Origin of the sequence: Gordonibacter sp. 28C (assembly GCF_003339845.1) — a bacterium.
GTDB lineage: Bacteria > Actinomycetota > Coriobacteriia > Coriobacteriales > Eggerthellaceae > Gordonibacter.
Genome location: NZ_PPTR01000007.1, coordinates 17,157 through 38,699, shown reverse-complemented (window position 1 = coordinate 38,699; position 21,543 = coordinate 17,157). Strand labels below are relative to the sequence as shown.

The 21,543-nt window shown below is 67.3% G+C and carries 16 protein-coding genes; 14 read left to right on the top strand and 2 right to left on the bottom strand.

Going from position 1 to position 21,543, the window contains the following annotated elements; all coding sequences use genetic code 11:
* Positions 1–29 precede the first annotated feature (29 nt).
* The 3 genes from C1878_RS09905 (at position 30) to C1878_RS09895 (ending at position 3,927) form a co-directional block, all read left to right on the top strand.
* A complete protein-coding gene (locus C1878_RS09905; protein ID WP_114601585.1) occupies positions 30–875 on the top strand; it encodes an alcohol dehydrogenase in 846 nt (281 codons plus the stop codon).
* Positions 876–1,036: 161 nt separating this feature from the next.
* Positions 1,037–2,596: a diguanylate cyclase domain-containing protein gene (locus C1878_RS09900; protein ID WP_114601465.1), complete on the top strand. Its 1,560-nt coding sequence runs from the start codon at positions 1,037–1,039 to the stop codon at positions 2,594–2,596.
* Positions 2,593–3,927 (top strand): GGDEF domain-containing protein, encoded by a 1,335-nt coding sequence (locus C1878_RS09895; protein WP_114601464.1) that lies wholly within the window; start codon positions 2,593–2,595, stop codon positions 3,925–3,927. Before C1878_RS09900 ends, C1878_RS09895 begins: the two co-directional genes overlap by 4 nt.
* Positions 3,928–4,059: 132 nt before the next feature.
* Here C1878_RS09895 and gdhA read toward each other — a convergent pair whose 3' ends face one another.
* Entirely contained in the window at positions 4,060–5,391 is a 1,332-nt protein-coding gene (gene gdhA, locus C1878_RS09890; RefSeq protein WP_114601463.1) for an NADP-specific glutamate dehydrogenase, read from the bottom strand.
* Positions 5,392–5,665: 274 nt separating this feature from the next.
* On the opposite strand from gdhA, the gene C1878_RS09885 reads away from it, so the two are divergent.
* Positions 5,666–7,015 (top strand): DUF2130 domain-containing protein, encoded by a 1,350-nt coding sequence (locus tag C1878_RS09885; RefSeq protein WP_114601462.1) that lies wholly within the window; start codon positions 5,666–5,668, stop codon positions 7,013–7,015.
* Between the two features lie 499 nt (positions 7,016–7,514).
* A complete protein-coding gene (locus C1878_RS16615) occupies positions 7,515–8,534 on the top strand; it encodes a hypothetical protein (protein WP_158539785.1) in 1,020 nt (339 codons plus the stop codon).
* 421 nt (positions 8,535–8,955) lie between these two features.
* Here the strand turns inward: C1878_RS16615 and C1878_RS09875 are convergent, their stop codons facing one another.
* The gene (locus tag C1878_RS09875) at positions 8,956–9,477 is read right to left on the bottom strand and encodes a DUF188 domain-containing protein (protein WP_114601461.1); all 522 of its coding nucleotides are present in this window, start codon (positions 9,475–9,477) and stop codon (positions 8,956–8,958) included.
* A gap of 236 nt (positions 9,478–9,713) precedes the next feature.
* Between C1878_RS09875 and dltA the strand changes: the two genes are divergently transcribed.
* The 9 genes from dltA (at position 9,714) to rapZ (ending at position 21,535) form a co-directional block, all read left to right on the top strand.
* Complete coding sequence (dltA, locus tag C1878_RS09870) at positions 9,714–11,264, top strand: D-alanine--poly(phosphoribitol) ligase subunit DltA (RefSeq protein WP_114601460.1); 1,551 nt, start codon at positions 9,714–9,716, stop codon at positions 11,262–11,264.
* 13 nt (positions 11,265–11,277) lie between these two features.
* Entirely contained in the window at positions 11,278–12,450 is a 1,173-nt protein-coding gene (gene dltB / locus C1878_RS09865) for a D-alanyl-lipoteichoic acid biosynthesis protein DltB (RefSeq protein WP_114601459.1), read from the top strand.
* Positions 12,443–12,697 (top strand): D-alanine--poly(phosphoribitol) ligase subunit DltC, encoded by a 255-nt coding sequence (gene dltC / locus C1878_RS09860; RefSeq protein WP_114601458.1) that lies wholly within the window; start codon positions 12,443–12,445, stop codon positions 12,695–12,697. Before dltB ends, dltC begins: the two co-directional genes overlap by 8 nt.
* Positions 12,698–12,712: 15 nt before the next feature.
* Positions 12,713–14,026, top strand: a complete 1,314-nt coding sequence (gene dltD, locus C1878_RS09855; RefSeq protein ID WP_114601457.1) for a D-alanyl-lipoteichoic acid biosynthesis protein DltD — start codon at positions 12,713–12,715, stop codon at positions 14,024–14,026.
* Complete coding sequence (locus tag C1878_RS16610; protein WP_158539784.1) at positions 14,026–14,199, top strand: hypothetical protein; 174 nt, start codon at positions 14,026–14,028, stop codon at positions 14,197–14,199. Before dltD ends, C1878_RS16610 begins: the two co-directional genes overlap by 1 nt.
* 13 nt (positions 14,200–14,212) lie before the next feature.
* Complete coding sequence (locus C1878_RS09850) at positions 14,213–15,835, top strand: serine hydrolase (protein ID WP_114601456.1); 1,623 nt, start codon at positions 14,213–14,215, stop codon at positions 15,833–15,835.
* Positions 15,836–15,877: 42 nt separating this feature from the next.
* Positions 15,878–18,073 (top strand): ATP-dependent helicase, encoded by a 2,196-nt coding sequence (locus C1878_RS09845; RefSeq protein WP_114601455.1) that lies wholly within the window; start codon positions 15,878–15,880, stop codon positions 18,071–18,073.
* Between the two features lie 305 nt (positions 18,074–18,378).
* The gene (gene uvrC, locus C1878_RS09840; RefSeq protein ID WP_241963695.1) at positions 18,379–20,574 is read left to right on the top strand and encodes an excinuclease ABC subunit UvrC; all 2,196 of its coding nucleotides are present in this window, start codon (positions 18,379–18,381) and stop codon (positions 20,572–20,574) included.
* Positions 20,567–21,535 (top strand): RNase adapter RapZ, encoded by a 969-nt coding sequence (gene rapZ / locus C1878_RS09835; RefSeq protein ID WP_114601454.1) that lies wholly within the window; start codon positions 20,567–20,569, stop codon positions 21,533–21,535. Before uvrC ends, rapZ begins: the two co-directional genes overlap by 8 nt.
* Positions 21,536–21,543: the final 8 nt, after the last annotated feature.

The window sequence follows — 21,543 nt, the reverse complement described above, 5'->3', positions numbered from 1 at the left end:
CGACGCAAGACGCTATAATGGTGGGCACTATGTCGGTGAAATCTCGCGAGAAAATAGCGCTCGTCGTGTTCCTGGGCCTGATCGTCCTGAGCTTGTGCGGCTTGGGGTGGTACTTGCTGGCCGGCCACTCCTGGAACGTCGCGGCCTCGAACCTCGACGACACGTTCGGCAGCATGGACGGCTACACGGCCATCGTGTACCCCGGCACCGCCGTCGCGTCCCAAGACGAGAAGGCCCCGGCGCCGCCGGAGGCGGCCGAGGGCGCGCGCTCCGAGAAAGACGCGGACGAGGGCGCGGCCGGGGCGTCCGTTCCCGGGGCCGACCTGCCGAGCGACGCGAAAGCCGCGGAGGGCGCCTCCGCAACGCCGCCCTCCGACGACGTCGGCGACCCTGCGATCCCGACGGACGCGACCGCCGCCGTCGGATCGACCGACGGCTCTCTGACCCCTAAGAAGAAGGCGCTCAGCGTGGACGAGGCCAAGGAAGGGTACGAGGACAAGGGGGCCACGGTGTTCTCGCTCGACACCACCGACCTCGACGCGTACAGCGAGGGCGTCATCCTCAAGAAGGGCGGGCACCGTTTCGGCGTGTTCAGCATCGACGCGCCCACGTCCAGCATCGTGCTGGAGAAGCAGATAGCCTACTTCAAGCGCTACAAAGTCGATTTCATCGTGCTCGTCACGCCCGACAAGGAGTACGCCGAGGGGGTTGCGGGCATCGACATCGTCGTGTCGACGCAGGACGAGGACCTGTTCGTCATGGGCGAGACCATCGACGGCACGTTCTACGTGGACGCCCCGGCCGTGGGCTCGGTGGGCGCCATCCTCATTTCCCCCAGCAACGTCGTGTCCGCGAAAGTGCTGCAAGCGGCCTAAGCGGTTGCGCAACACGAAGCGCTCCTCCCTGGTTCTCCGAAACCGCGTTTTCGCCTGCGATTCTTTTGTCGTCCGGCCAATTTCGGGCAAAGGGCCTGACCGGGGGGGGGGTGCTATGCTACAATAATGCTATCATTGCCTTGAAAGCAAGAAAGGGTGTCATGGGGAGCGGTAGGGGCGCATCGCGAAAAAAGTCTCGGTTCTCGTTCAGGCGCATGGCCGCCTGCGGCGTCGTTCTCGCCGTGCTGTTCCTGCTGGTCGTCAGCGCGACGGCGGTCGCCATGGCCGTGCGCGACATGCGGCACGAGGGCGACCTGTCCCTCGCCGCCGCCCAGCCTCGCATCGAGTCGCGCATCGCCGAGACGTTCAACATGCTGGAGTCGCTGGCCGAGCAGCCCACGCTGTACGACCCCTCCGTTCCCATCATGGACAAGGTCAACATGCTCGACCAGGTCAACGAGCATTTCGGGTATTACCTTATCTGCTACGTCGACAGGGACATCAACGTGTGGGACGCCACGGGGCCCGCCAGCCTGGCCAGCCGCGACTACATGCAGCAGGTCTACTCCACCGGCGAGCGCACGGTCACCGACAGCTTCGCTGCCGGCGCCGACGGCTCCACGCTCAACTACACCGTGGTCGTTCCGCTGCGCGACGAGCAGGGCGCCATGACGGGCACGCTGTTCGCGGCGGTGTACTTCGACGAGATCGTCGGCATGCTGAACGACGGCTTGGCGAGCCCGTACGTCGATTCGGTGCTCATCGGCAGCGAGGGCCAGGTCATGTCGGCGACGAGCGGTTACGTGTACGACGACTTCTTCCTCGACCCCATCCGCCAGAACATCGCGTTCGACATGTCGGCCGACAAGGTGGAGGCGGAGCTGCTGTCGCTGAATCCCGTGAGCTTCTGGACCGTCGACGGGCTCGACGTGCGCTACTACGCCGCGGCGCCCATCGCCAACACCAAGTGGGACGCGGTGTGCGTCGTCGGTTTCTGGGACTCCTACGCGAAGATCATGTGGAACCTGCTGCCGATGATCGTCGTCGGGCTCTTCATCCTGGCGGGCGGCTTCCTGCTCATGTACCGAAACTTCCTGTACCAGATGAACTCCGCGCGCTCGCTTGAGAAATCGGTCGAGGAGCTGCAGAAGAAGGTGTACAGCGACGAGCGCCCCTCCGGCGCCGACATCGAGGACATCCTGGAGCTGACCTCGTCGGGCCTGTCCGACGGCCTGACGGGCACCGTCACGCGCTCCGTGTTCTCCAGCAGGCTGGAGACCGTGCTGGAGAACGCCGACGACGAAGAGATGTACGCCCTGTGCTTCGTGGACCTCGACGACTTCAAAATCATCAACGACACGTACGGCCATGCGACCGGCGACATCGCGCTCAAGAGCGTCGGATACCTGCTGCGCGAGTACGAGCGGCGCTACGAGGGCCTGGTTGGCCGCTACGGCGGCGACGAGTTCGTGCTGCTCATGACCGACTTCGACGACGAGGAAGAGCTGCGCGACGTGCTCGGGGACCTGACGGCGGGCCTGCAGGTCGACGTCCAGTCGGGCGATTCCGTGTTCTCGGTGGGCTGCAGCGTGGGCGTTTCGGTGTGGGACCATCGCGTGGGGGCCGACGAGCTCATGGAGCAGGCCGACCAGGCGCTGTACGACGTCAAGCAGAGCGGGAAGCACGGGTACCGCGTGTACCAGGACGGTGGGGAGAAGTGAGACGGCCGAGCGCGCGCACCGTCCTTGCCTTCGCGGCGTTTTCCCTGGCTGTGTGCGTGGCGGCCGCTTCTTTGGGGATGTTCGTCCACGGCGAGATCCACAACTTCCGCCGCGCCGAGGCGGCCAACGTGCTCTCGTTCTACCAGCAGACCATGACGCTGAAGCTGCGGGGCGACCTGAGCGAGGCGGGCGGCCTTGCCGTGAAGCTGGAAGCCGACCCGGACGACGAGGCGTGGCTCGCCGAGGCGTCCGGCGAGCTGCTCGCGCGCGACGAAGTGGCCTATGTCGCCTACGTGCAGGGCGAGACGATGCGGGCCGCGTACCCCGAGGACGCGTTCGGCGACATGGTCGGCCGGAACATCAGCGAGTTCTCCTACCTCTACACGCTGGCGAAGGTGACCGACGACTTCGTCGTGGAGGGGCCGACCGAGCTCTCCAACGGCGAGAGGGTTTTCCTGTTCGTGCAGCCTATCGACGTCGACGGCGCATACTACGGCGAGGCCGTTATGGCCTTGAAGGCCGACTACGTCATCGAGCAGCTGGACTTCGCGTCCTTGGAGGAGGCGGGTTACCGTTACGAGCTGTGGGCGGTCAGCCCGCAGGACGGCAGCAAAGACGTCATCGCCGCGTCCGAGGGCGGGTGCGACTTCTCCAACGCGGCGAAGATGTCCTTCAACATGCCGACGCTCTGGACCCTGTCCATCATGCCGACGGACGGATGGGTGCCTTCCAACTGGACGGTTGCCCTCGCGGCCGCCTTCACGGTGCTCTCTTTGCTGACGATAGGGATCGTCGTGGCGGTTCTGCGGTTGCGCCGTATGCGCCGGCAGCTCGACGAGGAGCGCCGCCTCGATCCCGAGACGGGATTGCTCACCTACGGGGGGTTCGTGGAGCAGTTGGGCAAGGAGGCCTCGCGGCGCAAAGGCCCCCAACCCTTGACGTTGGTCTGCCTCATGGTCGACGACTTCGAGCGCACCGCGCTTTCGTTGGGCTGGGATGCTCGCCGCAGCTACCTGCAGGAGGTGGGCGACGAGATAGCTCATGTGGTCGAGGGCGATTACTTCGCCGCGCGCGTGAGCGGGGCCGGGTGCTTCGTCATCGCCCTGCGCGAGCGCGTGGAGAAGCGCGCGCTTGGCGACCTCATGCGCGGGCTGGAGCTCGCGTTGCTGTGGAAGGCGCGCATCGACGGCAAGAAGGTGTTCTGCCGGGTTCGCTCGGCCGCCGTGCGCTATCCGGAGGACGGCGACGATCCGGCCGCGCTCGTCGAGCGCATGGTGTCGCTGCTCGAGCGCGACAGGCCCGAGGGCTTCGGCCGCCGTCGCCGGAGCTAGCGCTCGATCGCGGGCGGCCGCGCGTTCTCCCACCCGCCCGTGCAAGCGAGAAGCCGGCGTGCATGAAAAAGCGGCTCCGTCACAAGACGGAGCCGCTCGCTTCTTCGCGATGCGCTTCGAAGGCTTTCGGGCCTACACGATGCCCTGCGCCATCATGGCGTCGGCGAGCTTCTTGAAGCCCGCGATGTTCGCGCCCATGACGTAGTTGCCCTCGTGGCCGAACTCCTTGGCCGCGTCGTCGGCCGCATGGTAGATGTTCTTCATGATGCCCTGCAGCTTCTCGTCCACTTCCTCGAACGACCAGGAAAGGCGCTCGGAGTTCTGCGACATCTCCAGGCCGGAGGTGGCCACGCCGCCGGCGTTCGCCGCCTTGCCGGGGCAGAACACCACGCCGTTGTCCATGAGGTAGTCGGTGGCGTCCATCGTGGTGGGCATGTTCGCGCCCTCGGCCACGATCTTGCAGCCGCCCTCGACGAGCGCCTTCGCGTCGTCGATCAGCAGCTCGTTTTGCGTGGCGCACGGCAGGGCGATGTCCACGGGCACGCTCCACACGCCGCGGCCCTCGTGGTACTCCACGCCGTCCCTGCGCTTCGCGTACTCGGAGATGCGGGCGCGCTCCACTTCCTTGATCTGCTTCACCAGGGCCACGTCGATGCCCGCGGGGTCGTGGATCCAGCCGGTGGAGTCGGACAGCGTGACCACCTTCGCGCCCAGCTGCTGGGCCTTCTCCGTGGCGTAGATGGCCACGTTACCCGAGCCGGACACGGACACGGTCTTGCCCTCGAAGGAGTCGTTGTGGCAGGTCAGGTACTCCTGCACGAAGTAGATGAGGCCGTAGCCCGTGGCCTCGGTGCGCGCGAGCGACCCGCCGTAGGAAAGCCCCTTGCCCGTGAGCACCCCTTCCCACACGTTCTTGATGCGCTTGTACTGGCCGAACATGAAGCCCACCTCGCGCGCGCCCGTGCCGATGTCGCCGGCCGGCACGTCGGTGTCGGCGCCGATGTGGCGCTGCAGCTCGGTCATGAAGCTCTGGCAGAAGCGCATGACCTCCATGTCGGACTTGCCCTTGGGGTCGAAGTCGCAGCCGCCCTTGCCGCCGCCCATGGGCAGGGTGGTCAGGCTGTTCTTGAAGATCTGCTCGAAGCCCAGGAACTTGATGATGCCCAGGTTCACCGACGGGTGCAGGCGCAGGCCGCCTTTGTAGGGCCCCAGGCAGCTGTTGAACTGTACGCGGTAGCCGCGGTTGACCTGGACGTTGCCCTCGTCGTCAACCCAGGGCACGCGGAACATGACCACGCGCTCGGGCTCGACGATGCGCTCGAGCAGCCCCGCCTTCTCGTAGGCCGGGTTGGACTCGATGACGGGCTCGAGGGACTTGAGCACCTCGGTGACGGCCTGGATGAACTCGGGCTGGTCGGCATCCTTGGCCTTCACCTGTTCGATGACGCGATCGACGTAACTCATCTTCGTGGGACCTCCTTCGGGAAATTTGCACATGGGCCCATTATAGGGTGCGAAACAATGCGGCAATGATTATTTAAACGTTTTGAAACAAAACGAACCTGCGGAAGGCGCAGGTGGTCGATGGGAAACATGCGGACGAAGGCGGACGGGCGTTCGGTGGGAAACCCTGCGACCCGACGGCGTCGACGCTCGTCCCCGCGCGACTGTCCCGAACACGGGCCTGCATGCGCATGCCGATAGGGTAGAATCGAATGCAAGGAAAGAAGGAGCGAGCATGAACGATATCAAGTGTCCCCATTGCGGAACGGCGTTCCAAATCGACGAGGCCGGTTTCGCCGCCATCGTGAAGCAGGTGCGCGACAGCGAGTTCGACAAGGAGATCCGCCGCCATGCGGATCTGCTCGAAACCGAGAAGCGGCAGGCCGTGGAGCTCGCCGTCGCCCAGGCTTTGGCCGAGGCGCAGGACGCCGCAGCCGAGAAAGCCGCCCGGGTCGCCGAACTGGAGGCTCGTCTGGAAGCGGAGCGGCGCGAGCGCGAGAGCCAGGCGCGCGTGGCGCAGGCCGAGCTCGAGCGCGCCCTGGCCGACGCCGCCGCGGCCAAGGACGCGCGCATTGCCGAGCTCGAGCAGCGCATCGCCGCGCAGGGAAGCGCCTTCGAGACGGAGAAGCAGCTGGCCGTGGAGCAGGCGCGCTCGGCCGTGGAGCGCGAGCGCGACGCGCTGGCCGCGCAGGTGGCGCTTAAGGAGGCCGAGAAGAGCCAGTGCGAGAGCGCCCTCAAGGAGCAGCTGGCCATCGAGCTCAAGGCGAAGGACGACATCATCGCCTACAAGGACGGCGAGATCGAGCGCTACAAGGACATGAAGGCGCGCCTGTCCACCAAGATGGTGGGCGAGTCGCTCGAGCAGCACTGCGAGACCGAGTTCAACAAGATACGGTCGACGGCGTTCCCGCACGCCTATTTCGAGAAGGACAACGACGCCTCGGAGGGCTCCAAGGGGGACTTCGTGTTCCGCGAGTGCGACGGCGAGGGCAACGAGATCGTGTCCATCATGTTCGAGATGAAGAACGAGTCCGACGAGTCGACGCACCGGCACCGCAACGAGGACTTCTTCAAGAAGCTCGACGCCGACCGCGTGAAGAAGGGTTGCGAATACGCCGTGCTGGTCACGCTGCTCGAACCGGAGAGCGAGCTGTACAACCAGGGCATCGTGGACGTGTCGTACCGCTACGAGAAGATGTACGTCGTCCGACCGCAGTTCTTCCTTCCCATCATATCCATTTTGCGCAACGCGGCGCTGAACTCGATGACGTACAAGGCCGAGCTCGCGGCCGTGCGCAACCAGAACATCGACATCACGCGCTTCGAAGAGCAGATGGAGTCGTTTAAAACCGGGTTCGCGCGCAATTACGACCTGGCCAGCAGGCGCTTCCAAACGGCCATCGACGAGATCGACAAGACCATCACCCACCTGCAGAAGACGAAGGACGCCCTGCTGTCCTCCGAGAACAACCTGCGCCTGGCGAACAACAAGGCCCAGGACCTCACCATCAAGCGCCTGACCCGCAACAACCCCACCATGAAGGCGGCCTTCGAGGAGTTGGCGAAGGAGAACGATGAGTCGTAGCGCCGGGGAACCAGTCGAGCCGGAGCGCGCGAGCGCGAAGCGCTGAAAGCTACGTTCGATCTACGTTGCGGCGTTGGCGACGTCCTCGTTGCCTAGATGCGGCAAACGATGCCCTTGAAGCACGAAATTCACCGCTGTGAAGCGTCAGGGCAACGATTATCCCGTCTGCGGCCTTTGCTCTTTGAGAAAAGGCCTGCTCGGGAAAGGGGGCGTCCCGAAAGAGGACCCGAAATTCACGCTTGGAGCGGCCGAAGAGCTTCAGAGCGGTGAATTTCGTGTCTTTCGAAGACTCTTTCGTGCACCAGGGCTCTCTCTGCGCGCCCCTTCGTCTGCTTGCATCCTTGGGATTGCATCTTCGGCGACGTGTCCGTTTCTCTTGGCGCTTGCGCGGAGCATGTTGATAACCGGTGCGCCGAAGGGTATGGTGGCGGTTCGAGAGGTTCGTCTGCGAAGCAAAGCGAGCTTTCGTCCCTGGCCGATTCCGACCTGTTGGAGTGATATGACTGAGCGGGGAAAAGACGAGCGCCCCATAGACGCCAGCCCGCCGTGCAAATCCCCGCGGCGCCTGCGCAAAACTGTCAGCGCGACGGCGTGCGCTGTTCGCTGGCTCGTTTTGCTGCTCGTCGCGCTTTCCGTTTGCATGATGCTCGCATTGTCCGCTTATGCCGCGCAGCGCGGGTGGCAGCTGCGGGTCGGGGCGTTTTCGGCGCTCGCCATCTTTCCCCTGGTAGGCGGTTCGCTGTTCGTTGCCACGTGGTTCACGTGGTGGGCGAGGACGACGGATCGCCTTGCCAGCGTGCTGGGGGAGTTCGCCAAAGGGGGCGCCATCCTGATCGTGTGGGTTGCAACGCTCTTGTTGGAGCTCTACCTTTTCCTCCTGCTCGGTTTCTCGGATATCGAGCACGAAGTCGAGTTCGAAGGGGAGCGGGCCGTCGCGGAGGTCGACGCCTTCCTCGATGTGAACGTGAGCTATTACGAGTACCAGGGACCTTTGTTCAAGGGCGCGTTGATCGGAAGCGAGTGGTACGGCAGCGGCGGTTACGATCCTTTCGAGCTGGATACCCTGCCCGAGCCGCGACGTCGAGAGCGCCGCGATGCGAACGGCGAGTGGACCGTCGAACAGTTTGGAGAAAGGGCCCCGGCGCCGCCCGAAGCCGCGCCGAGCGTCGAGGCGCCGCGCTCCGAGGAGGAGCAGGCGGCCGAAGCGCTGGCCGAGACGGAGGCCGCGTTCGAGGAGACGGGAAGCGCGTACCGCGTCACGGGGACCGTGACCTCGCAGATCGGAGACGGAGGGTTCTCGTTCCGCGTCGACGACGGGCAGGGCGTGTTGCAGAACGGCGCGACGTACCAGGTGAGGGAAAGGGCGGACGTCCGCCGCCTCTTCGGCATGAAGGGCCTGCAATGGGGGATGGACGGGGTCGTCGTCGGCTTTTCCGAGCTTCCGACGGACAACGTGCTTCTCGCCGGCGTGATCGTGGGCAACGACGACACTTCATCGGCTTACTGGGAGAGCAGGTGATCTTTGGATGGAATGCGTATCTCGCTCCGCCCGCGCGGCAGCGGCGGCGGGAGTTTTTTGCTTGTGCGCTAACGTCGCGGCCTTTGCATTTTTTGCCGTTTGCCATGGGCTGGCAGTTGTGAACGGGTTGCAGCTTATGAACGTGGTGTACGACGTGCCGATGTGGATTTCCGCCATCTCGCTCTTATCGCGGCTCCGCTGTGCGCCACGGCTGCGTTGGGCGGAAAGCCGCAAGACTGGCGTTTGTTCGTCCTTACCGCCCTCTTCGCAACCGTTCTCGCACTCGTCTGCGGAGCGTGCGCGCTGGCTCGTGGCGAGGTGCCCGCCGAACAGGTCCTCGAGGACGGCACGATAGAGGTTACGACGCCCGTGTGGCTCGACAAAGATCGTGTCGCGCGCGCCGATCCCGTCGGGCCGCTTTTCAGAAAATGGCGTCTCTCGGACTAGGCTTTCCCTCTTCCCGCAGCGCCTCGTTCACCAGGCGTTGGAGATTCGCGACGAAGCGCTCGCGGTCGTCCTCTTCGAAGGCGGCGGGGCCGTGCGTACGGCCGCCTTGGCGGCGCACCTTCTTCTCCTCGTGGCGGATGTGCATGTCCAGATCGATGGTGGCCAGGGTGAACACGCGCCCGCGCACGCCGATGGCGCGCGCGCCGCGGCCGAGGGCCATGGCGGCCAGGCCGATGTCCTGCGTGACCACGATGTCTCCGGGCTCGAGCTCCTGCACGATGGCGAAGTCGGCCGCGTCGGCGCCCACGCCCACGGCGAGCGTGTCCACCCAGAACCCGCCTGTGGGCTCGCGCGGGTCGCCGCGCCGGATGTGGCGCGCCAGGTTCTGCGTGGAGTTGCCCGCGACGACCACAGGCACCTTGCTCTTGCGCGCGACGACGAGCGCCTCGGAGGTGACCGGGCAGGCGTCCGCGTCGATGTAGATGGTGGGCGGCATGGCGGATCGTCCTTTCATGCGGTTGCGGAAACGGTGGGGGTGCTCTCGATTATACGGCGCACGGGCGGCGTTGCGGCGAATTCTAGAGGCTTTGTGCGGCTTGTGCGCCAACTTGGTTATCAAAATGTGCGTAGTTGGTGATCGCTACGGCACGCACATATTCTACGACTATTTTTGAACCCGCCCAGGCAGCAGGGAAGGGTTGGGCGAAGGTTCGAAGAGACAGGCGGAGAAGCATGGCGGGCGAGAACGAATTGCTGGCGGTGGTCGAACGATGGGCCTTGGATCGTCCCGATGCGCCGGCGTATCGATCGGGCGACGGGGCGACGATGACGTACGGGGAGCTGTGGAAGCTGTCGGACGCCATCGCCGCGACCTTGGCCGAGCGCACGGGCGGCCGCGAACCGGTGGTGGTGCTCGGTCACAAGTCGGCGCTCATGGCGGCGGGCTTCCTCGGCTGCCTGAAGAGCGGTCACGCCTTCGTGCCGGTGGACGTGGAGATGCCGGCTTCGCGGCTGGCGGACATAATCGGTCAGCTGGGGGAGCCTTTGCTGCTGGCGGCCGAAGGGGTGCCCGAGGCTCTGCGCGCGCTCGCGCCCGACGGCCGCGCGATCGATCTGCGCGCCCTGGTCGGGGCGGATCGGCCGGAGCCCGCGTGCCCGCCCGACCGATCCCGCTGGGTGGCGGGCGAGGAAACGCAGTACGTCATCTTCACGTCGGGTTCCACGGGACGGCCCAAGGGCATCGAGGTGAGCGCCGACAACGTCGCGCGCTTCGCGGAATGGGTGCGCTCGTTCCCCGTCGTCGCCGATGGCGGCTGCGTGTTCCTCGACCAGCCGCCGTACTCGTTCGACCTGTCCGAATACGAGGTGGCGGGGGCGTTGGCGACGGGCGGTTGCCTGTACGCCGTCCCCCGCGAGGTGGCGGAGGACGCGCGCGCCCTGTTCGCCGACCTGCGCGCCTCCCAGGTGGAGGTGTGGGTTTCTACGCCGTCCTTCGCCGATCTCTGCCTGGCGGACAAGGCGTTCGACCAGGATCTCCTGCCCGATGTGCGCCTGTTCCTGTTCTGCGGAGAGGCGCTGCACCACGGCACGGCCGCGGCGCTCGCGCAGCGGTTCCCGCGCGCCCGCATCGCGAACACCTACGGGCCCACGGAATCGACGGTGGCCGTCACGTACGGCGAGATCGGCGCGGCGGAACTGGCCGATCCCGCCCCGCTTCCGGTGGGTCGGCCGCGCCCGGGCACCGAGATCCGCATCGTGGACCGGGAGACGGGCGAGCCGTGCGCGGCGGGCCGAACGGGCGAGATCGTCATAGTCGGCGACACGGTGGCGAAGGGCTATTTCCGCAATCCCGAGAAGACCGCCGCGGCGTTCTTCGAGACGCGCCTGTCCGACGGGCGGGCGGTGCGCGCCTACCGCACGGGCGACGCGGGGCACGTGGACGCTGCGGGGGTGCTGCACTGCGAAGGGCGCTTCGACACGCTCGTGAAGGTGAACGGGTTCCGCATCGAGCTCGAGGACATCGAGGAGAACATCGGCGCGCTGCCTTCGGTTAAACAGGCGGCCGTCGTGCCCGTCGTGCGCCGCGGCCGGGTGTCGCATCTGAAGGCGTGCGTCGTGCTCGAGCGCCGCGCGCGCGACGAGTTCGAGGTGCGCCAGGCCATCAAGCGCGGGCTTGCCGAACGCGTGCCCTCCTATATGGTCCCGCGCACGGTGAAGCTGCTGGATGAGCTGCCGCTCACGTGCAACGGCAAGGTGGACCGCAAGGCCCTCGCCGAGGCGTAGGGGCCGGGCCGCCATGTCGTTCTACGTCGATCCGAGCTTCTTCATGCTGCTGGCAGCCGCCGTCGCGGGCGCGGCCTTCCTCGGCCTGCGCGAAAGGCCGCTCAAACGCTACGGCCTGGCCGCGTCCGCCGCGTTCCTGGCGTGCCTGTTCTGCAAGGACCTGCCGGGCCTCGCCGTGGCGGCGGGCTTCACGGCCGCGGCGGTGCTGGCCGCGAAGTGGCTTCTGGCGAAGCCCTCGTCGAACGCGCGCTTCTACGCGTCCGTCGGAGTCGTGCTCGTCCCGCTCCTTTCCGCCAAGGTCGGGGCGGTGTTCGACCAGAACCTGCTCGGGTTCGCGGGCGTGTCCTACGTCACGTTCAAGGCGCTGCAGGTGCTGTTCGAAGTGCGCGACGGCGTCGTCGGTAAGACAGGCGTTCTCGACTACCTGTACTTCCTGCTGTTCTTCCCGGTGCTCACCTCCGGGCCTATCGACCGCTCGCGCCGCTTTCTGGAGGACGCGAACGCGGTGCGCCCGCGCGACGAGTACGCAGGGCTGCTCGCGCGCGGCATCCTGTTGCTGCTCGCGGGCGCCGTCTACGCGTTCGTGGTGGCTGTGTGGCTGCACCGGTTCTACGCGCCCGCCGCGTGGGGCTCGGGACCGTTCGTCGCGGAACTGGGCGCGCAGGTCCGGACGGCGTACGTGTACGGGCTGTACCTGTTCTTCGACTTCGCAGGCTACAGCCTCATGGCCATGGGCGCCAGCTACTGCTTCGGCATCCGCACGCCCCGCAACTTCCGCGCGCCGTTCGCGTCGGTCGACGTCAAGGACTTCTGGAACCGGTGGAACATCACGCTGTCGTTCTGGCTGCGCGACTTCGTGTTCATGCGGTTCTCGCGCCTGGCGCTTCGGCACCGCTGGTTCAAGAGCCGCCTGACCACGGCGTGCTGGGGCTTCGTGTTCGACATGGCGCTCATGGGCGCCTGGCACGGCCTGACGGCGGACTACCTGCTGTACGGCCTGTACCACGGCCTGCTGCTGGCGGGAACCGAGGCGTTCCAGAAGAAGTCGGGGTTCTACAAGGCCCACAAGAAGAGCCCTCTGTTCAGGGCGGCGTCCTGGTTCGTCACGCTGCAGCTGGTGATGTTCGGGTTCGCCCTGTTCTCGGGGCAGGTAACGATGCTCGTGAAAGGAGCGTTCCATGGCTGAGATCACGCACGAGGAGCTCGAGGAGCGGATGCTCGACATCCTGGAGGACATCTGCGAGGACGACGAAGTGCGCGCCCGCCGAGACGAGGACCTGTTCGCGCTGGGCCTCTTGGACTCGATGGGGGCCATCGAGCTTCTGGTGACCATCGAGGAGGAGTTCGGCGTGTCCATCGCCCCCACCGAGGTGGAGCGCGACGAGATGAACACGGTGAACCTCATCGTCCACCAGGTGGAGATACGCCTGTAGGCGGAGGGAAGGCCCATGGCTTCGAGCCCTTCGACATCCGTATCGGCCGCGTCCCCCGCGCGCGGGGGACGCGACGGCGGGAAAGGCCGCCTGCTGCTCCGCGGCGTGCTGGCGGGCCTGTTGGCGGCCGCGCTCGCGTTCGCGGGGTTCGACGCGTTCCTCTTGCCGAGCCCGACCGACCACGATCCGGCGCGGCTCTACGACTACGTCTACTCGGACGCGAAGTCCGAGAGCACCGCGTTCACGCTGTCCGCCATGAGCGACGACGGCTACCTGGCGTTCGGGTCGTCCGAGTTCTACATCTCGAAGGACAAGGTGGCGCAATGCCCGCAGGCGGTGTTCGGCGAGAACGCGTGCGGCGTGGACCTCACCTACATCGGGGAGGCCTACGACCAGAGCCTGTGGCAGGCCGTCGCGGCTGGGGCCTACGGAGGCGCGGCGAAGAACGGGAAGGCCATGATCGTGGTGTCTCCGCAATGGTTCTTCAAGGGCAACGGCGCGCAGGACAAGTTCTCCTCGAAGTTCTCGTACAGCCTGTACCGGCAGTTCGTCGCGAACCCCCGCGTGTCCGACGAGACGAAAGCCTACGTGCGCTCCCGCGTGGAGGCGCTCGGCGCGGACGCCGCGCACGTCGCCGCCGCCAACCGCGACTCGGTGGTGGACGCGGCCAACGACGCGGCGTTCTCCTTCGCGGAGGATTTGCGCATCCGCAGTCGGCTGCCGCAGGTGATCGCGCAGTCGCCGCTCAAAAGCGCCGTCCGGTCGTCCGGCAAGCCCACGGGCGAGCCCGACTGGAAGGCGCTGCTGGCGCAGGCCGACGCGTCGGGGGACGCCGCCTGCACCACGAACCCCTACGGGGTCTACGACGCGTACTGGCAGAAGAACTCCCGATACGACGCGGAGCGCGGGCAGGACTTCGAGCACGCCGACGAGGAGTACGGCGACCTCGCGTGCTTCTTGGACGTGTGCCGCGAGACGGGCATCGAGCCGCTCGTGGTCATCCTGCCGATGCACGGCGCCTGGTACGACCGCGAGGGCGTCGACGCCGGCACGCGGAGCGTGTTCTACGAGCGGGTCCGCTCGATCTGTGACGACGCGGGCGCGGCCTACGCCGACTTCTCGAGCTGCGAGTACGAGAAGTACTTCCTGTGCGACACCGTGCACCCCGGCTGGCGCGGCTGGGTGCGCACCGAGCGGGCCTTCTACGATTACGTTCACGGCCGCGACGACGCGTTTCTGGGCGGCGGCGCGTTCGGGCCGGCCGAAGGGCTCGACGCGGCGGGCGACGCGGGCGCGTCCTTGGCCGGCGCGGCGGAAGGGGGTGCGTGATGGAGCGGCTGCATGCAGCGGCTGACGGAGTGCGCCGCGCGGTCGAGGCGCGCCCTTTGCTGGCGGCCGCGCTCGCATTCGCCGCGACGGCGCTCCTTGCGGCGCTGCTCGCGTGGTTCGTCCTGTTCTCGGGCCTGAGCGGGCCCGTGCAGTTCGTCTACGGCAACTTCTAGGGCGAGGCGTCTCATGCGGAAACGGATAGCGGAACGGCAGCGCGGCGGGCCGACGGCCCTCGCCGCCGCATGGTGCGCGGCGCTGGCGCTGGCTCTTGCGTGCCTCTTGCTTCCGGGATGCGGGCCGGTCCCCGCGCCGGAGCCGGACGCCGCCGCTGCCGAGCCCGACGACGGGGGCGACGGCTTTGTCGGGAGCGACCTGGGCGATTTGGGGGCCGAGGCGCCTCCGGAAGGGCAAGAGCCCGAAGGCGCCGCGCTCGCCGCGCGTATCGACGCGTACCTGGACCAGAGCTTTGCGGCCACGGGCGTGCCCGGCGGCGCCGTCGCCGTGGTCGACGGGCGGGAGGTGCTCTACCTGCGCACGCTGGGAGACTGCCCCGGCGCCGACGCGCCGTTCGTCGTCGGATCGCTGAGCAAGTCCTTCACGGCCCTCGCGGTCATGCAGCTCGTCGAAGAGGGCGCGGTGGACCTCGATGCCCCGGCATCGGCCTACGCGCCCGCGTACGACGTGCCCGCCGCCGTCACGGTGCGCGACCTGCTCAACCAGACGAGCGGGTTCGGGTACTACGATTCGCTCGCCGACGCGCGCGTGGGGGAGGCGTTCGGGGAGTTCTCCTACGCGAACGCGAACTACGACCTGCTCGGGCGCATCGTCGAAGCCGTGTCGGGGCTGAGCTACGCCGACTACCTGGACAGCCGGGTGCTCGGCCCCCTCGGCATGACGGCCTCGAGCGCGGACCCGGCGCGGGCGGCCTCGCTCGGCATGGCGCCGGGGCACCGCACCTGGTTCGGCGTTCCCGTTGCGGACGGGTTCGTGCACCGTTCGGGCGACGAGGCGTGGGGAGCGGCCCCGTCGGGGTACGTGGCGGCCAGCGCGGGGGACATGGCGCGCTACCTGCAGATGTACCTGAACGGCGGCGAGGGCGCGAACGGGGCGCGCGTGCTGTCGCCCGAGGGCGTGGCGAGCATGTTCCTCGACCGCGTGCCCGACCCCGACGGCGACACATTCTACGGCATGGGGTGGACGTCGTTTTGCTGGGACGACGGCGAGCTGGTGCTGTCTCACGACGGCCAGGTGGAGAACTACGTGGCCAGCATGTGCCTGCTGCCCGAGCGCGACCTGGGTGTGGTGGTGCTGGGGGATGCGAGCGACCATGCCGGGGGAGACGGCCTGTTCTTCGATATGGCGGGCGGCGTGGTGGCCGCGGCGGTGGGCGCCGATCCGGAGCCGGTGGACGCCGCTTGGGTGCGGCAGGCGCACCGGCGCGACGACGCGCTGTACGTGTGCGCCCTGTCGGCCTGCGCCCTGCCGCTCCTCGCGCTTCGGCGGTGGAATGCGGGCAGGGGGGACGGGCCGGTGTCCCGCGGATCCGGCGGACGGGGAAGGGCCTTCCGGGCCGCGCGTGCCGTCCTGCTGCACGTCGCCGCTCCCCTGGCCTTGCTCGGGCTGCCGCTCGTCTGGGGCGTTCCCTGGCGCGACCTGCTCACGTTCGCCCCCGACGTGTCCGCCGTGCTCCTGGTTTGCGCGGCGCTGCTCGCCGCCGCCGGGGCCGCGAAGCTGGTGCTCGTTGCCAAGAGCGCGCGCGGCGACGGCTCTCGAAGCAACTCCGTTGCGAAAACAATCTGCACTACATGAGAAACATCCGTACGTTTTTGATATACTGTATTTATGGAACAGATGATCGATATCGCAACGAGCGCCCGGCCCGGCGACGACGGGGACGGCGCCCCGCGCCTGAACGCCGCGCAGCGCGAGGCCGTCACGGCCACCGAAGGGTACGTGCGCGTGATAGCCGGCGCGGGCACGGGCAAGACGCGGGCGCTGGCGCACCGCTTCGCCTACCTGGTGAACGACCTGGGCATCATGCCCGGCAACATCCTGTGCGCCACGTTCACGAACAAGGCGGCGAACGAGATGAGGCGGCGCATCCGGCGTCTCACGGGAGATGCCGACACCGGCTACATCAACACGTTCCACGGCTTCTGCGTGTCGGTGCTGCAGGAGGATTCCCACGCCGTCCAGTACCCGAAGAGCTTCCTCGTGCTGGACAACGCCGACGTGGACGCCATGCTGCAGACGATCTACGAGGAGCGCGGGCTCACGCTGCGGGACATGACGTTCTCCAAGGCGCGCGACATGATCGAGATCATGAAGCTGAAGGAGCGCCCGGACTACTACCGCGACATGCTGGCCATGCCGCTCGAGGGCCTGCGGCAGAAGTATCTCGATGCGACGGACGCCCGCGACGTCATCTTCTGCGGGTACCTTTACCAGGAGAAGAAGTGCTTCGGGCTGGACTACAACGACCTCATCGTGTTCGTGCTGCACCTCTTCGAGCAGAACCCCGACATCCGGTTGAAGTGGCAGAAGCGGCTCGAATACGTCATGGTGGACGAGTTCCAGGACATCGACGGCTTGCAGCACGAGCTCATGGAGGTGCTGGCCGGCTACCACAAGAACCTGTTCGTGGTGGGCGACCCCGACCAGACCATCTACACCTGGCGCGGCGCCAACGTGCGCTACCTGCTGGACTTCGACAAGCGGTTCCCCGGCACGCGCACCGTCATGATGCTGGAGAACTACCGGTCGGCGCCGCGCGTGGTGGCCGTGGCCAACTCGCTCATCGAGAAGAACCGCGAGCGCGTGCCCAAACGGCTCGTCGCCATGCGCGCGGTCCACGGCCCCACGGTGTGGCACCACGCCAAGAGCTCGGACGACGAGGCCGCGTGGATCGCCCAGGGCGCCCTCGCGCTGCACGGCGAGGGCGTGGCGTACCGCGACATGGCGGTGCTCTACCGCGCCCACTACGCGTCGCGGCCGGTGGAGGAGGCGCTTCTGCGCGCGGAGGTGCCGCACGCGGTGTACAGCGGCGTGCCGTTCTTCGGCCGCCGCGAGATCAAGGACGCGCTGTCGTACCTGCGCCTCGTCGCATACCAGGACGATCTCGACTTCGCGCGCGTGGCGAACGCGCCCAAGCGCAACCTGGGCGCCCGGCGCATGGCGTTTCTGCGCGAGAAGGCCGACGAGCTGGGATGCAGCCTGTACGAGGCGCTCGAGCGCTTCGTGGACGACGAGCTGTTCAAGCGCACGAAGGCGCGCCAACTGCTGCAGCTGGTCGACCGCTTCCGCTCGTCGTACGAGGGCCGTCCGGTGTCCGAGGTCCTGGCGGCCGTGCTGTCGGAAAGCGGCTACGAGCGCGCGCTGCGCACCGAGGGCAGCCAGGAGCGGCTCGACAACCTGGCCGAGCTGAAGCAGTCCGTCTACGAGTTCGAGACGACGTGCGGGGAGGAAGTGACGCTCGAACACTACCTGGCGCATACGGCCCTTCTCTCAAACGCCGACGCGATGGACGACGCGCAGGACAAAGTTCGGCTCATGACCGTCCATGCGGCCAAGGGCCTGGAATTCGCGCACGTGTTCCTCTGTTCGATGAACGAGGGCATTCTCCCGTCGCGCAAGACGAGCACCCCGCAGGGCATGGAGGAGGAGCGCCGGTTGGCGTTCGTGGCCATGACGCGGGCGCGCGACGGGCTGTACCTCACCGAGGCGGAAGGGCGTTCGCACGAGGGCGCGCCGCGCTACCCGTCGCGCTTCCTGCTCGACATCGACCCGGCGGCGCTCGAGTTCTCGAACAGGCCCGCCGAACAGCAGCTCGACGATGCCCGCGCCGCCTACGCGCTTGCCGATCGCTGGATGGCCGACCTCGTTCGCGACGCGCGCTTCGCCGTAGGCGACCGCGTGTCCCATGCGGTGTTCGGCGCGGGGCGGGTGGAGGCCGTCGACACCGAGAAGCGGGCCTACGAGGTGGCGTTCGACGATCTGGACACGCCCCGCACGATCTCGTTCAAGGCCAAGCTGGACGAGGCCCGATAAGCCTGCCCTCGCTTCCCTTGCGCCGCGCAATCCCGGCGCGAACGAAGCGACGTTACTGCGGCGAGCCGGAGATCCTCGTTCTGCAGAACGGCGAGGGGAGGCACTCTTCGCTCGACTTCACCAATTGCGTTGCGATCGACGTATGCCGAAGGTTACGCAAGGGTTACGTCGATTCGGTGCCGCAGCTCATGGAGGCGTTGCCCGGACGAAGCGCTCCCGCCCCTCCCGCACCGCCCGCTTTTGCAAACCGCGTGGAGCGGGGGCGCGCTCAGGGGAACGCCTGTGCGGTTTGCTATACTGACCGCATGGACGATCCCACCGACATCATTCCCGAAGACGAGTTCCCGTTCGACGGCGACGACCTCGAAGCTGCCGACGCCGGCGGCTTCGAGCGCCTGGGCGACGGTACCGCCGACGAGACGCTCGCCGCCAAGCTCGCGCGCATCAAGCAGGAGCTGAATGCCGTGCCCGCGCTGCCGGGCGTGTACCTCTGGAAGGACAAGTCGGGCCAGGTCATCTACGTGGGCAAGGCCAAGCAGCTGCGCGCTCGCATGCGCCAGTACGTGAACTTCCAGGACGAGCGCGCGAAGATACCCCTGCTGGTCGACCAGATCGACAGCTTCGACTACCTGGTGGTGGAGAACGAGCACGAGTCGCTCGTGCTGGAGAAGAACCTCATCAACCAGCACGCGCCGTTCTTCAACGCCGACTTCAAGGACGACAAGTCCTATCCGTTCATCGCGCTCACGAAAGGCGACGTGTTCCCCGCCATCAAGTACACGCGCGAGAAGCACCGCGCCGACACGAGGTACTTCGGCCCTTACACCGACAGCCGCGCCGCCCGCGACATGGTGGACATCGCGCGCCGCGTGGTGCCTCTGTGCGCCACGTCGTGCGCCGACTGGCGCCAGCTCAAGCGCCGCTTGGAGAAGGATCCGCTCGCGCTCATGTCGCACGACGCGCGCCCGTGCTTCGACGCGCACGTGGGCCTGGGCCCCGGCGCGTGCTGCGGCGGCATCGCGCCCGAGGAGTACCAGGTCAACGTCAAGCGGATCGAGCGGTTCCTCTCGGGGCAGCACCGCGAGTTCGTGGAGGAGCTGACGGCCGAGATGCAGGAGGCCGCCGCCGAGCTGGACTTCGAGCGCGCCGCGCGCATCAAGGCGCGCGTCGACACCATCAACAGCCTCACCGACAAGCAGCACGCCGTGTCCGCGCGCAACCTCGACGCCGACGTCGTGGGCCTGTTCCGCGAGGAGACGGTGGCGGGCGTGCACGTGTTCATGGTGCGCGAGGGCCGCATCATGAACTCCAACGAGTTCGTGCTCGACCGCGGAAAGGACGTCCCCGACGACGACCTCTTGCACATGTTCCTGCTGCGCTACTACGACGCCACCACGTCCATTCCGCACGAGGTCATCCTGCGCGACGAGCCCGAGGACCGCGAGGCCATGGAGGCGTGGCTCACGAGCAAGCTGGCCAGCCCCTACGGCGCCAAGGTGCGCATCACCGCGCCGCAGAAGGGCGAGAAGGCCGAGCTCGTGGGCATGGCCGAGACGAACGCGAAGCACACGCTCATGCGCTACAAGGTGCGCACGAACTACGACGACAAGCGCATCAACAACGCGCTTCTGCAGCTGGAGAGCGCGCTGGCTCTGGACGAGCCGCCCATGCGCATCGAGTGCTTCGACATCTCCACCATCCACGGCTCCTACACGGTGGCCTCGATGGTGGTGTTCACGAACGGCAAGCCCGACAAGAACCAGTACCGCCGCTTCAAGATCAAGACGCCGCTCGACGAGGCGAACGACTTCCTGTCCATGCAGGAGGTCATGGGCCGCCGCTACGCGCCCGAGCGCATGGCCGACGAGCGCTTCGGCAGCAAGCCCGACCTCGTCATCCTCGACGGCGGCAAGCCGCAGCTGTCGGCGGCGCTCGAGATGTTCGAGCGGATGGGCATCGACGACATCGCGATGTGCGGCCTGGCCAAGCGCGACGAGGAGCTGTTCGTGCCCTGGCAGGACACGGGTCCCGTGGTGCTCCCCTCGGGCTCCGCGTCGCTCTACCTGGTGAAGCAGGTTCGCGACGAGGCGCACCGCTTCGCCATCACGTTCCACCGCGAGCTGCGCGGCAAGGGCATGACCGCCTCCATCCTCGACGACGTGGTCGGCATGGGCCCCGTGCGCAAGAAGGCGCTGCTCAAGCACTTCAAGTCGTTCAGGAACCTGAAAGCGGCCGCGCTCGACGAGATCAAGGAGGCGCGCGTCGTGCCCGAAGAGGTGGCCGAGGAGCTCTACCGCGTGCTGCAGCAGTATAATAGGGAGCGAAAAGACGAGCGCGTCGTGGGCGGCGAGGCCGAGGCGCAAGCCGCCTCCGCCGCGCAGGCGGCTTGCCCGCCGCCCGGCACGGGCGCGGCGGCAGCCTCGTCGCCCGTCGTGGACGCGGCGGTGGAGGCGGTCGTGCAAGGCGCGGAAACGACGAGGGAAGGACGACAGCATGACTGACGAAACCGCCGACTTGGCGAGCATGCCCGAACTGGTCATCGTGAGCGGCATGAGCGGGGCCGGACGCACCGAGGCCATGCACTCGTTCGAGGACCTGGGCTACTTCTGCGTGGACAACCTCCCCTCGAGCCTCATCGGGAACCTGCTGGAGCTCACGGGCATGCCGGGGCAGCCCGACGAGCACCGCCGCCTGGCCGTGGTGTGCGACGCGCGCAACCGCGACTTCTTCGCCAGCCTCACGGCGGAGCTCGGCAAGCTGAAGAAGCAGGGCATCGACTACCGCATCCTGTTCCTGGACGCGGCCGACGACAAGCTCGTCGCGCGCTACAAGTCCAGCCGCCGGCGCCACCCGCTGTGCGCGGACGGCGCCTCCATCGTGCAGGGCATCGAGCGGGAACGCGACCTGCTGTTCGAGGTGCGCGAGGCGGCCCACCACGTCATCGACACCACCGACATGCTGCCGGCTCAGTTGCGTGCTGCCATCCGCGCGCTTTTCGCGCCCGGAACCGAGCAGCAGGGGCTGGCCGTGACCGTGTACTCCTTCGGCTTCAAGCACGGCGCCCCGCTCGACGCCGACCTGGTCATGGACGTGCGCTTCCTGCCGAACCCCTACTACGAGCCGCAGCTGCGCGCCCTCACGGGCCTGGACAAGCCGGTGCGCGATTTCGTGCTCTACCGCCCCGAGACCGAGGAGTTCGAGCAGCGCTGGCGCGCGCTTCTGGACTGCGTCATGCCGGGTTACGTGGCCGAGGGCAAGCAGCAGCTCGCCATCGCCGTGGGCTGCACGGGCGGCCAGCACCGTTCCGTGGCGCTCGCCGAGTCGACGGGAGACTACCTGAAGACGAAGGGCTACCGCGTGAGCATCGCGCATCGCGACCTCGCGCTCGCCGAGGGCGCCGACGGGCGCATCACGGGCGTGCCGCAGAAGGCCGCGCCCGAGCCGGCCGCCCCCCAGGCGTAAGGCGGCTC